Raw genomic sequence first — 13,222 nt, 5'->3', positions numbered from 1 at the left:
CCAACATCCCAACCAGCGCCCAGGCAGGTTCATGCATGCCGGTCAGCGCCCACTGACGCCCAGCCATGCCGGCTAACGCTCACATCACCCGCCGCAGGCCCGACACCCGACTGCCGCTGCCAGCAGGGCAACACCTGCTGCCGCTGCTGAGCGACCCCACACACGCGCATCGCATGCAGCTCGCCGACTGGGACAGTACCCTCCGCCTGGCGCGCCAGGCGCGGGTGCTCGGGATGCTCGCACATCGGCTGCAAGCAGCGCACTCGGGGCGATCGAAGCAAGCTGAGCAAGCGGGCGCAGAACACTGGCGCGCGATCCCGGAACGCGTCCGTGGTCACCTGCAAGCCGCCATCAATTACAGCGCCTACCGCGCGCACCTGGTGCGAATGGAACTGCGCGACCTGGAACGCGCGCTGCCTGCCGAGCTGCCGGTCACCCTGCTCAAGGGCGCCGCCTATCTGCTGCAGGACTTGCCCCTCACCCGAGGCCGCGCGCCCAACGATGTCGATCTGCTCGTGACCCGCGCCAACCTCGATCGCGCCGAGGCCGCACTGAAGACCGCAGGCTGGCAGATGACCACCCACTCCGACTACGACGAGCACTATTACCGCGCATGGAGCCACGAGCTCCCACCACTGCGCTATCCCGGCCACCCGCTCGAGGTCGACCTGCATCACACCATCACACCGGTCACCAGCCGCACCCGCGCCGACGCGGCCCTGCTGTTCGCCGACCTGCGACCGATCCCCGGCTCGCGGTTTCTCGCCCTCAGCCCGGCGGATCAGATCATCCACGCCGTCATCCACCTGTTCCAGGATTCCGAGCTCGAGGGCGAATTACGCGGCCTGGTCGATATCGACGCCCTACTGCGCACGCATCTGCGCACCGACCACGACTGGCAGGCGCTGATCGAGCGCGCGCATCACCATCAAGCCTCGCACCTGCTTTGGTATGCGCTGCACTACTGCCGCCGTTGGCTGCAAACGCCGATGCCAGAGGATTTGGTGCAAAGCACTAACAAGGTGCAAGGCACTCACAAGGCGCAAGGCAATCACAATCGGACACTCGCGCCACCACCCTGCATCGCCCGCGCTGCGCTGGATTGGACCCTCACCCGCATCTTCCTGCCGCGCCTACCCGAGACCCCGCCAACCCTAGCCCAACGCCTTGCCACCCAAGCTGGCAAAGTCCGCTACCATCTGCGGCGCATGCCGCTGGCCTTGCTGGCCCGGCACCTAGTCCACAAAAGTCGGGTCGCGCTCACGCCCAGCACCAGGCAAAGCGCAGACTAACAGCAGAGGCACAGAGGCATCCGGGGATGCGGACCAACCAGACATCGCATCGCGGCATCATAGCAATCGTCCTCGCGCTCATTGCCTACGGCTCGCTGTATCCGCTGTCGATCTCGCTCGAAGCCGGAAACGCACAGACTTGGGCGCGCTTCTTCACAGCCTGGGGCGGACAGGACTCGCTCGGCGACCTGGTTGGCAATATTGCCTTATTCGTCCCGCTCGGCTTTTTCGCGGCCATCGGCGTCGCTCCGCAAACACGTCGAACGCCACGCCTCGTCGGCATCCTGTTCTGGTGCGTTCTGTTCGCCTTCGTGCTGCAGGCGCTGCAGATCTACATCCCCGCACGCGACGCGGCGCTGATCGATGTCGTCTGGAACGCCGTCGGCCTCGGCATCGGCTTTGCGCTTGCCTCTGCCGCCTTCACCACGCGCTGGCTCGGGCGCATCGCCGATCAGCCGCTGCCGATGGCAACGCTGCTCGTCGCCGCGCTGTGGGGCGCCGCCGAACTGGTGCCGCTGGTGCCCAGCATCGACCCGCAACTGATCAAGGACAGCCTCAAGCCACTGCTCCTCGAACCGCGCTTCTCGCTCTTAGACAGCCTGACAGCCGCCATCGGCATCAGCGTGCTCGGCCATGCACTGGCGCGCATCCTGGGCGAGCGCAACAGCCTCCCCTGGCTGCTGCTGGCGGCGCTGCTGGTGCTGGCGGCCAAGCCGTTCATCGTCGTCGTCGAACTCGACCTCTCAACCCTGATCGGTTTTGGTATCGGCGTTGTGGCCTCGGGGCTGCTGCTCCGAGTCGACCCGCCACAGCGCGCCCTCCTCCTGCTCGTCGGGCTCGTCCTGGTGCTGACCGCCAACGGGCTCGAGCCCTTCCGACTCACGCACAGCACCAATGCCATGGGGTGGATTCCGTTCGCCGAGGTGCTCGAAGGCTCGATGCTGATCAATTCCCGCGCGTTGGTCACCAACCTGTTCTTCTATACAGCGATCCTCTGGCTGGTACAGCAGCGCGGCGGCTCCCTGCCCGCCGCCAGCCTGCTGCTTGCGCTCTGGGTGACGTTGCTCGAAATCGCGCAGGTCTTCCTCATCGGCCGGACACCCTCGATCACCGAGCCGATTTGGGTCATCCTGGTCGCCGCCACCCTCATGCGCCTGACCGACACAGCGCAGCCTGTCGATGGGCAGCACGGTCTTTCCCCCCGGTCTCGCGATGAGCCGCCTGCCCTCAGCAGCCGGCCCGTCGACGCCAACGCCCCAGCGCCATCGACGCCCAACGAGGCCAGACCCTGGCATCGGGTGTTGATCCAGTTCGCAGCGATCGCGGCGCTTGGCGCGATCCCTATGTGGGTGGTGGTGCGCCTTCCCGGCGTTCCCTACAACCTGCGCGAGCTGCTGCATGGCGATTCCCATCCACTCGCCGCCTGGGTCTTCGTGCTCGCGCTGCTTTGGATTGGCGCCGGAGCGGCCTGGATGGCGCGCCAGATCCACCGCGCGCGCCGGCCGATCCTGCGCATTCCGCTCAGCGCCTTCGCCGCCGCCATGGTCAGCCTGCTGCTGCTCAGTCTCAGCGTCACCCAGGAGAGCATCCTGGATATCGCCGGCTCGACCAACCTGCACTGGTTCGTCACCAACCGGGACATTTGGGGCGAGCAGGCCCGAGTGCTGTTTCTCGCCCTCGGCCCGGACTTGGTCGCCATCGTCGAACGTCCGGTGCGCTTTGCGGCGCTCTTCGGCCCCTTGTTCATCATGCTCGCCCTCGCGCAAGCGGCCTGGCTGCAACACATGGAGCGACAAGACCCAAGCCGTGCGATCGCGGCGCGCGTGGCCTGGCTTGCGCTCAACGCCTTGCCCTGGCTGCTGCTCTGCAAAGCCATCGCCTTTGATTGGTCTTCAACCGATAACCTGAACGAACTCATTGCACGGCAGGGCCTGCTCGGTATTAACGGCGACGATTACCTCTATGCATTGATCGCCGTTGTTGCGGTCAACGCGGTCCTGGTCGCGCAAGCGCGCTCGCGACGCACCGCGTTCATCGCCCTGCTCGCGAGCCTCATGGTCGTGCCGATCGCTTGGTGGCTGCTCAACCAAGCGCTCGCGGATCAGGTACAAAAGTACGGATTGACCTTCTCCGGTATCCAGTTCCTGCTCGGGCCGGATCGCAGTGACCTTTTGAGCGAGCAGGCCCTGCTCGCGCGCTGGGTCGTCGTGCAGACCGCCGCTGTCATGGTCTTCGCGCTCGGCTTGAGATTGGCGACCCCGCTGTTCGGGCCTGTGGTGGGTTCGGAGAAACCAACGCCAACACACGCTCAGTCGCCAGTGCGTGCTCAGTCACAAGCCCATGCTGAGACGACATTCACAGCCAGATTAACCCTGCAACAGCTCGATTTCCTCGACCAGGTCGCCAAGCAGCTCGAACTCGATTTCCAGAGCGCGATTCGGCGCGTGGTCGACGTCCTGCTCAATGAGTACAGCGAAGCAACGCTAGTGGAGCGTCTGAGTCGTCCTACCCTCTACCAGACGGACGACCCTGGCCAGCGTCTGGTTGAACAAACGGTCGATCTCCGCGAGGACCAGGCACAATGCATCAGAGCGCTCGCGGCCCAGGCCGACATCAGCGTATCGCGCACCATGCGGCGCACGGTGCGCCTATTCATGGAAGATATTACCGGCAACGCCTGAACGGACTCAGCGCGCGAACGCCCCGAAGCGCGCCTCTATCGGGCCTGCTTGCTCCAAGCGCAACGGTCCCGAGGGGACGGCCCCTCCGGCAGCATAAGCATCTCGATTGTTGTAACATTTTCGCGCATCAGCACGACAAGGCTTATCTCAAGCATGCCTTCGTTGAGCGGATCATCAGCGATGTCCGTGGCCCGGCCGCCACAGGCCCAAAAATACTGGCCGATATCAACGCCTGGTTCACCGAAGACTGGTTGGACGACCAAATGGAGAACCCCCATGATCACCGTTGACAAACAGGACATTGGTCAGCTCTTGTTACTCGACTATCTAGCCTCTCTGCATAAGGCACAAGAAAAACTACGTCTGTTTGAATGCAAATATCAAACATCTTTGGAAAACTTTTCAGCGTTACTCAAGGTGAGCGATCAAGAAGATTTCGAGGCTTGGGATGATTACATGGAGTGGAAAGCGTTTCAAAAAGTCTCTGATGATTTAAAAGAAAAAATCGACGAAAAAAATGGAAATTTTGAGTTTACTTGATCGGCACAAGCGAGAAGGCATCGTCGAGAGCAGTGATATTACGCTGGATAGCGTCCTCAACCTCATTCAGAAGCAGGTTGGTGGCGAAAGTGATGACTCATGCAGAATATGACAGAAATGATTGGAGAGCACCATGAATTCAGCGATTGATGTTCAGCAGTTAGTACCAGCCTGGCAATCGCTCCAAACCTTGGCTCCGGTTCACCATATTGATTCCGAAGTCGACTATGAGCAAGCTATCACCCTGCTCAACAACCTGCTCGACATTGTGCGTGACGACGCAACGCATCCACTCTATTCGTTGGTCGCTGTGATCGGGGATCTTATTGAAGCCTACGAAATTTCCCATGAGCCGCTGGCTTGACGCTGAAAGCGTAAGCGTCTCGATTGTTGTACCAACTTCGCGCACCAACACAAAATGAGAACCGACACCCAAATCTACACCTTGCTCGGCGCCGACCCGGAGTTCCTGTACCGCCTCACCGACGGCATCCAGATCTGCGGGCCGTATCTCTTCGAGGCACTGGACGTTAAAGGCCTGCAACGGCGCACCGACGGGGTGCTGATGCCACAGCACGAAGACGAAGGCATCTGGATCATCGAATTCCAGGCCCAATCCGATCCGCTCATCTACCACCGTCTCGTCCAAGAGATCGGCCTTGTCGGCGAGCGCCATCCTACCCGCGCCGTGCGCGGTTTCGTCCTGTTTGCCGACGCCAAGATCGACCCCGCCACCGAGCCTTGGCACAGCCTCATGGCCCGCGATGCCGACGCCCCCGTGCGCTGCGCCTACCTGCCCGACATCCTGCGCCGCCTCACCCAAGAAGACCCTGAGCATCCGCTGCTCGGCGTCTTCCTGCCCTATTTGGAAAGCGATCTCGCGCACTTGCAAGCCCGCGCCCCGGCCGTCTACAGTCAGCTAAAAACAGCGGCCATTCCACCGCAAGCTCGACAATACTGTCTCGATGTCTTTCAATCCTGGCTGATGGCTCGCTTCAAGACCCTTGGCCTTCCGGAGATCCTCAACATGCTAGGCGAACTGACCCCGTTAGAAGAAACCCGCGCGTACAAAGAACTCGTGGCGAAAGGTGAGGCGAAAGGCGAGGCGAAAGGCGAGGCGAAAGGCCGCCAGCGCGAAGAACGCCTTATCCTGCGACTGTTGCACCGCCGCATTGGCGAGATTCCGGAGGCCCAGCAAGCACGCATCAGCGCCTTACCGATCGAGCAGCTCGAAGCCTTGGGCGAGGCCCTGTTGGACTTCACCGAACTGACCGACCTCAACGCCTGGCTCGCCGAACACTGAGCAGGAGTCGGCAAGCAGTGCCATCAGGAGTGCCCAGGTCCATCCTGCGGCTTACGCCTTGTTCCAGGCCGGCACCCGAATTGTAAATCGTCAAATGCGCCACATCGATCAGACTCATCGTGAGGACGATCAAGCGTAAGCGTCTCAACAGACTCAGTGCGCGAACGCCCCGAACCGCGCCTCTATCGAGTCTGCTTGGTCCGAGCGCAATGGTCCACTGCGGGGCCAGCGGGACTCGATATCGAATGTATCGGGCATCTGCAACCGACCTTCGCGCGGGCTCAGATCCAGCGCATCCAGCCCGGCGAGCGGCGCAACGAACATCGCCTCCGCCTCCGCCAGCTCGCCGACAACGTTCAGGTCATCGTCCCATTCCAGCTGTGGACTCGCGCTCAGCAGCACATTGCCCGCCACTTGGGGAGACAGCCCCTCGGGCATGCCGGTCACGGTCAGCGCTGGCCCCTCCGTCAGGATGGTATTGTGGATCACATCCACCACCCGGGGCACATCGTTATGCGCCATGAAGATCACACCCGCGCCGAACCAGTTCACGAACAGGTTATCGGACAGCGCCAAACGCCCCTCGCCCTGGAACAAACGCTCGGTCGGGTTCTGGAAGAACAGATTGCGTTCGATCAGATAATGGTCCTCGGCGCCCGCGCCCTCCAGCGGGAAGTGCCCCACCAGCACATTGGGCCGCGCCCGCTCGCCCTCGCCGCCGCCGGTCAGCTTGCTGAACACATTATCGCGGATCACCGTCACCGACGGGCCTTGGGGCATGCCGTCGAGTACCGGACGCGGTGCCTGATGCTTGATCTGCAGGTTGTAGCCCAGCGTATCCTCGATGCGGTTGCCTTCGATCAGCCCGTTGATGAAGGGAGCCGTGCCATCAGAGTTTCCCAGGTACATCCCGGTTCCCACGCCTTGAATCTGGTTATCGCGGATCACCCAGTTCCAAGCCGGCGTCTTGGTCGAGATACCATTGAAGGCTTGCGCTGCGTCGAAGCCAGTGATGGTCAGGTTTTCCAGGGTCACATCATGCGCGAAACGCCCGCGCCCTTCGGCCACAATGGCATGACCACGCGCGCCGCGTCCGTCTAGATAGAGATTGCGGATGATCACATGCGCGACATCGATCAGACTCACCGTGATACCGCGATCGCGGCCCTCGAACAACGCTGGCGGACCCTCGGCTGGCCCCTCGATGATCACGGGCCGACCTGGAGCGCCTGCGGTTCCGCGCAGCAGAAGCCCCCGTTGATAGATTCCAGAGGCCAACCGCAGGTGATCGCCAGGACCCAGTTGTCGCAAAGACTCTCGGTAATCGTTCGGACCAGCCTCAATCAGCCGGTCGCCGAAGGCAGGCTGCGTGATGCCGCAGAGCATCCACAGCAGAGGCAGGAGCATCAAGCGTAAGCGTCTCGATTGTTGTACCATCATCGCGCACCAGTACCAGAAGGATTGTCCCGAACATGCCTTCATCAAGCGGACCACCCGAAATCCCCACAGCGATGTCAGATACCGCACAAGGCCGCGCCGGCTTGGTCTCCGTGATCATGCCCTCCTTCAACACCGCAGCCTACATCGGTGAAGCCATCGACAGCGTTCTGGCGCAAGACTATCCGAACAAAGAACTCATCGTCATCGACGACGGCTCCACCGATACCACGGTCGAGCGGATTCGCAGCTACGGCGATCAGCTCAGGCTCATCACCCAGGCCAATCAAGGCTCCGCCGTCGCCCGCAACCAGGGCCTGCAGGCCGCCCAGGGCGACTACATCGCGTTCCTTGACTCCGACGATCTGTGGCTCCCTGGAAAACTCAGCGCACAGGTCGCGCATCTGCAGAGACACCCAGAGATCGACATGGTGTTCTCGCGCTGGCAAGTCTGGAAGCCCGACCCGGACGGCGCTTTCCCATCCGCAAGTGACCTGTTGCCGGCGTCCAGCACACCAACACCAGACAGCGTACCCGGTATCGTCCCTGATCGCTCTGGCTGGCTCTACAACCGCCTGCTGTTTTCCTCACTGCTGCACACCATCACTGTCATGGCTCGCCGCAGCCTGATCGAGCGCGTGGGTCTATTCGACACCTCGCTGAAGCGCGGTCAGGACTACGACTATTGGATCAGGGCATCACGACTTACGCAGATGCATCAACTCGACCGCGTTTTTGCACTCTACCGCCTGCATGGTCATGGCTGCGTTCACCGCTGGCCAACAGTCAACTATGAAGGCCTGGTCGTCAACAAAGCAGTCGAGCGCTTTGGACTGATAGGACCTACTGGCGACATCACCCCTGCCAAAGCCGTCAGGCGACGTGTCGCTGAGACCAGCTTCACCTTTGGTTATCATCATTTCTGGAGCGGTCAAGCCAGGATAGCACTCAGAGCCTTTGCTCAAGTCATCGCGAAACGCCCGTTATACCTGAAGGCTTGGCCTTACCTTGCGCTTGCAGGAGTAAAAAGCCTGTTGCCGCAGCGCATCCAACAACGCTGGAACCGTCAACGCCAATAGTTTATTGAATTATGTTTAATACCTTATCAAAGCTAAAGGAACTGCTTGATCCGCGTGATCGTGGGAAAGTGTTCCTGCTTCTTTTTTTGATGATTGTAACCGCTTTTATGCAGACCGCAGGCATTGCGTCGGTCATGCCATTTCTTGCAGTCTTGTCAAATCCAGAAGTTATCGACACGAATATTTGGCTAAGTAAAGCGTTTGAATTTCTCGATTTCGACTCTAAGGATAATTTTCTCTATTTTCTCGGGATATTAGCATTTGTAGTCTTTGTCCTTGGGACCGCATTGCAAGCACTAACGCAATGGGCGATCATCCGTTTTTCACATATGCAACAGTACGAACTCTCCCGCCGGCTGATGGCAGACTACCTGCGAAGACCCTATGCCTTCTTTCTGAATCGCAATTCTGGTGATCTCGCAAAAAATGTACTGCAAGAGACGGCCCAGGCTATCAATGGCGGATTGATGCCTGCCATGCGCTTAGTCAGCCAAATCCTGCTAGCTAGTGCGATTGTCACACTGCTAATTATCATATACCCAATCATGGCGATGATCGTTGCGATCACACTAGGAAGCATTTATGGATTAATCTACTTACTTGCCAGAACCTGGTTGAATAAAATCGGCAAAGACCGAGTTCAAGCTAACCGTGAACGTTTCACAGCGGCTGCTGAAGCATTTGCCGGAGCCAAGGAAATTCGTCTGCTTGGTCGCGAGTTCGATTACTTAGAGCGTTACCGCAACCCATCTAAGCGCTTCGCAAAACATCAAGCCAATTCAACTCTCCTTCAAAATCTTCCTCAGTATGCGATTGAGGCAATCGCCTTTGGGGGGATATTACTGGTTGCACTCTATTCCATGGCTGGACATGGTGGCATTGAGACTGCCTTGCCTTTAATTGGGGCCTATGGACTTGCTGGGCGTCAGCTGATTCCCGCTTTCCAGAAGATTTTTAGTAGCATTGCACAAATGCGTTTTAGTTCGGCAGCAGTCGACAATATCCTTGCCGACCTTGGCGCTCAATCTGACTCCATCGCATTACCACAACGCTCGCAAAAGATTAAGCCACTGATCCCCTCCACCGTGATCGCGCTTAAGAACATTACTTACCACTATCCAGGCAGCGAAGAACCCGCACTGCAACAACTGAATCTAACCATCGAAGCAAACACCACCGTCGGATTTGTTGGCCCCTCCGGTGCCGGCAAAAGCACCTTAGTTGATTTACTGCTCGGGCTTTTGCCAGCCGATAAAGGTGAGATCTACATTGACGATCAGCCTTTGACTGAAGGGAACACACGGAACTGGCAAGCAGCAATTGGATATGTACCGCAGCATATTTTTTTAGCTGATCAAAGCGTTTCTTCGAACATAGCGCTCGGCCTGCCAGAATCCCAGATCGATCAAGTCGCAGTTGAGAAAGCCGCCCGTCTCGCCAACCTGCACGACTTCGTGACCAGTCAGCTTCCACAAGGCTATGAAACGATCATTGGCGAGCGCGGGGTCCGTCTCTCAGGTGGACAACGGCAGCGGATTGGCATTGCCAGAGCGTTATATCGAGACCCTGCTGTGATCTTCTTCGATGAGGCAACGAGCGCTTTGGATAACGCGACTGAACGAGCCGTGATGGAGGCGATTCATAATTTGAGTGGCACCAAGACTATTTTACTCGTTGCACACCGCTTGAGCACTGTTAAGCCCTGCGACTGTATCTATCTGCTGGTCAACGGCGAACTAGCCGAGCAGGGTCAGTGGGACGAGCTAATTAATCGCGATGGCTCGCATCTCCAAAAATTAGCGTCTGGATTAGATTAGGTAAGTGACCGTGCCAACTCGTTGGACAATCAAAAGATAATATCCACGGCCAAGCAAAAATGCCTTCTTCATCCTTGGCTGGCAACTCCAGTGGGGTGAGCGTCTCTTGAATGCGGCGTCTGTGGTGCACAAAAAGGTGAAAAACCTCGGTAATTGTGCCACTCGGACAGCCAATCGCTAAGCTCGGGGCGATGCCCTGGCGTCATGCCCTCCCGGTGTCATGAGCCTCCCGGTTCGAGCACGCTTTCGTGCTTGTAAATACCCCGGTGCCGATTATTGCCGTGGTCGGAGCGGTGCAGCCAGATAATCACCTCGAGTTCTGGCACTGGAGCAATAAGGTGTCCGTGGTACCGAGGCCACGCAAAGTCACTTCGGCCCACATCCAGCGCCATTGCCCAGCGGTCGGTGTCGGGGTCGTACTCCCACAGTTCGCGCGGGCCGTCCGAACCCGTCGCGTAGATGAGGTAATGACCGGTAAGTGGATCGTAAAAGCTGAACGTGGTGGCAGACCCAGCGCGGCCTCGCACCTCCTCCGGGACCGTAACCCCCAGGACATTATCAGCAGAGACCAGCGTAAGCATGTCGCCGCCATTACCAAAGGCGATGCACACCTCGTTGCGCACGGGGTTGTAGTGCCCGTGGGAGTGCCGGTCGGTGGCGTGCGGGTTCCGTCCTATTGTCCTCACTTGGTCCGTGTCGGGGTTCCACCCATACACAAATCCATCGCCATCCATGTGAATCAGTTCCCCGGTCCCCTCATGCATGGCGATGCCGTCACGCCACGTGCTGTTGCGGGGGCCTGTATTCGTCCATTCGTGAGTCGCGAGATCCAGCACCCACACATCTCCAGCAGTTGTCCTGCGATACAGTTTCTGCCGCCTGATGTCGAACGCCCAGCGGCCATACACATGAGGTGATCCGAACTCGCCGCCAAGATCGGGCACCTCCACGTTCCCCCAAGAATCCGTAGGGGCATCGTAGTACAGAATCACCACGCTCTCTTGCGTGTGCGGGCCTGCAGTGCGGTCCAGCACCCCATACATGCGCTGCTGCACGGGATTCCATACCGCCACGGGGTTCCAGAAGTCGTTGCTGTTGTTCTTGTAGCTGTTATGGGTCCAAACGCCGCCGAACGTCTCTGGCCCCAGCGGCGACCAGTAGCCGCCGCTGGGCAGTTGCTCTGCCTGCGACTGCAGCACGCTATCGCCGGGTTCTGGCGCAGGCGCAGGCACAGGCGCGGGGTCAGGCGTCGGCTCAGGCGCATGAGCGGGGCCTGGCTCAGGCGTTGGTTCGGGCTCAGTTTCCGGCTCGGGCATGTCCTTTAGCGCCTTCAGCCGGTGAAGCACCACGCCCTTGCCATGCGAGACGAACACAAACACATCCGTGCCGGGGATCCGCGCGGCGGGCGCGAAGGCATCATAGCGCCAAAAAGGCTTATCTGCGTCTGCATACAGGTCGGTATAAATCGCCCAGTTCTCGCGGTCCTCCGTGCGGTAGATTTTTTCTCGGCCCACCTGGAGCAGGTAGGCGCCATCGCGCGGGTCCACAAGAATCTTATTTTGCGCCGAGGTGTAGTAAAGCTGGTGCCCGTCGATGTTTGGCAGGTCTGGCAAAGCCTCAAGCTCACCGGTGGGCTCCGTGATCCGCGCCCACTTCGTGCCAGTGCCCGGAGGCGACCCAAAGGACTGACCGCCGATAAATACCAATTCATCTTTAACCGCGTTGTAGGCAATCTCGCCGGCGTACCCCGACGCTCGGCTGTCGCCGTCGTAGGGTGTCCGACCCAACAAGGTCCAGTCTGCGTCTCCTGGCTTGCGCGTCCAGATGTAGCCGCCAGGCGTGTAGCCATAGAATCGGCCCCAAGCCTCGACCCAGATGATGGCGTGATTGCCCACCGTGTCGATGTCGTCTTGCCCGAAACCGTGGTGCCCGGAATCCTCAAATACGCCGGGGTTATCGAGCGGAGTCCGATAGGTGCGGCCGTGCTCCTCTTTGCTGCCCGTGCCATGGGTGCGCGAGAAGTACAGGTGCGTCGAGTCTTGGGTAAGCCGGTTGAAGGGACGCCGGCCACCCGACGCACCGGACCAGCCACTGCCGACCCAGCCTACAATCTGGTTGACCTTGGTCCACTCGCCGTCGAGCTTCTTCCATGTGTCTCTGCGCCACCAGGTGCCGTTCGGGTCCATACCAAACAGGGCAACGGGGGCGAGGTCTCGCATCGCGAGCACCATCAGGGCGCCCTCGTGGTAGACAAGCCGCTGAGTCCAGCCAAAGCCGTCAGCACCCCCTGTTCCGTCCTTTGCCGTGCCGCCTATCCGTTGGAAATCAAAGAAAGATGCTCCCTGATTCTTGCCTGGCCATGTGGTCTTGTCGCGCAGGTTACGCCACTCCCCCGGCTGCATGGTCCTTGCCTCTACCAGTAACAGGCCATCTGCTGGTCCGGGCGAAGGGGGTGTGGGTGTCCACACTTCGGCGTCTTCTGTGCTGGCCGGGATGGTGTGGTTGTCACGCGTGGCCGGCACCGGCGGATCAGGTGGCCGTGCTGCCGGTGCTGGTAATGGCTGAGTGACTCGCTCGACGCGAGAAACTTCTGGCGTGATGTTATCCAGGCTATCCCCCCGGCGGATTGCACGGATCATCGCTCCCGTAAGTTCGGAGGCCCGGGTCACCGGTGCGCCTGACGGCAATTGGGATTCAGAGAATGTGGCTTGGGCTTCCGCTCCCGCGACTTCGCGCGCTCTGGATGCGAGTGACTTGCCATAAGACGAGGACAAAGTTGAGGACTCTTCGGGTTGGCCGGGCGTTGCCGGCCCCGCTTTCCGTTGGGCTTCCGCCAACGATACCGCTGAACTCTCGGCGAGAGAGGGTGTATTAATGCCTGCTGAAAGAAGTAGTACGGTCAGCAAGAGAGCCAACGGGGAAGATGTCGCCAACTGCTGAAACATGACTGCCGCCCGAGGGTTCGTCAATAAGGCCGCGTTTTGGCACGCATGCTGCTGCTACGGTCCCAATATAGACACTGCGCCGACTCTTGTCGACACCATGCCGGGGAGCAACGCGATCTGGCCTTTCA

9 protein-coding genes are annotated in these 13,222 nt (G+C 59.7%); 7 read left to right on the top strand and 2 right to left on the bottom strand.

The features are described 5' to 3' along the window. Nucleotides 1-65: 65 nt before the first annotated feature. The 5 genes from VBE63_RS07810 to VBE63_RS07790 all read left to right on the top strand — a co-directional run bounded on the left by VBE63_RS07810 (nucleotide 66) and on the right by VBE63_RS07790 (nucleotide 5,816). Nucleotides 66-1,292 carry a nucleotidyltransferase family protein gene (locus VBE63_RS07810; RefSeq protein WP_323682454.1) on the top strand — a complete coding sequence of 409 codons (1,227 nt, stop codon included), beginning with the start codon at nucleotides 66-68 and terminating at the stop codon, nucleotides 1,290-1,292. A 26-nt stretch (nucleotides 1,293-1,318) separates the two neighbouring features. After that, the gene (locus VBE63_RS07805) at nucleotides 1,319-3,973 is read left to right on the top strand and encodes a VanZ family protein (RefSeq protein WP_323682453.1); all 2,655 of its coding nucleotides are present in this window, start codon (nucleotides 1,319-1,321) and stop codon (nucleotides 3,971-3,973) included. A gap of 276 nt (nucleotides 3,974-4,249) precedes the next feature. Beyond that, nucleotides 4,250-4,513, top strand: coding sequence for a hypothetical protein (locus tag VBE63_RS07800; protein WP_323682452.1), 264 nt, complete (start codon nucleotides 4,250-4,252; stop codon nucleotides 4,511-4,513). 133 nt (nucleotides 4,514-4,646) lie between these two features. Beyond that, a complete protein-coding gene (locus tag VBE63_RS07795) occupies nucleotides 4,647-4,877 on the top strand; it encodes a transcriptional regulator, XRE family protein (protein WP_323682451.1) in 231 nt (76 codons plus the stop codon). 54 nt (nucleotides 4,878-4,931) lie between these two features. Next, nucleotides 4,932-5,816, top strand: a complete 885-nt coding sequence (locus tag VBE63_RS07790) for a DUF2887 domain-containing protein (RefSeq protein ID WP_323682450.1) — start codon at nucleotides 4,932-4,934, stop codon at nucleotides 5,814-5,816. 153 nt (nucleotides 5,817-5,969) lie between these two features. On the opposite strand, the gene VBE63_RS07785 is transcribed toward VBE63_RS07790, so the two are convergent. Then, nucleotides 5,970-7,226: a right-handed parallel beta-helix repeat-containing protein gene (locus VBE63_RS07785; protein WP_323682449.1), complete on the bottom strand. Its 1,257-nt coding sequence runs from the start codon at nucleotides 7,224-7,226 to the stop codon at nucleotides 5,970-5,972. Nucleotides 7,227-7,327: 101 nt separating this feature from the next. Here VBE63_RS07785 and VBE63_RS07780 point away from each other — a divergent pair, with 101 nt between their 5' ends. Both VBE63_RS07780 and VBE63_RS07775 read left to right on the top strand, forming a co-directional pair. Then, complete coding sequence (locus VBE63_RS07780) at nucleotides 7,328-8,332, top strand: glycosyltransferase (protein WP_323682448.1); 1,005 nt, start codon at nucleotides 7,328-7,330, stop codon at nucleotides 8,330-8,332. Between the two features lie 11 nt (nucleotides 8,333-8,343). Then, nucleotides 8,344-10,149 (top strand): ABC transporter ATP-binding protein, encoded by a 1,806-nt coding sequence (locus VBE63_RS07775; RefSeq protein WP_323682447.1) that lies wholly within the window; start codon nucleotides 8,344-8,346, stop codon nucleotides 10,147-10,149. Nucleotides 10,150-10,367: 218 nt separating this feature from the next. On the opposite strand, the gene VBE63_RS07770 is transcribed toward VBE63_RS07775, so the two are convergent. Beyond that, a complete protein-coding gene (locus tag VBE63_RS07770; RefSeq protein ID WP_323682446.1) occupies nucleotides 10,368-12,551 on the bottom strand; it encodes a hypothetical protein in 2,184 nt (727 codons plus the stop codon). Nucleotides 12,552-13,222: the final 671 nt, after the last annotated feature.

Source organism: Lamprobacter sp., assembly GCF_034860625.1.
Lineage (GTDB): Bacteria > Pseudomonadota > Gammaproteobacteria > Chromatiales > Chromatiaceae > Lamprobacter.
This window is presented reverse-complemented; position numbering and strand designations above follow the sequence as displayed.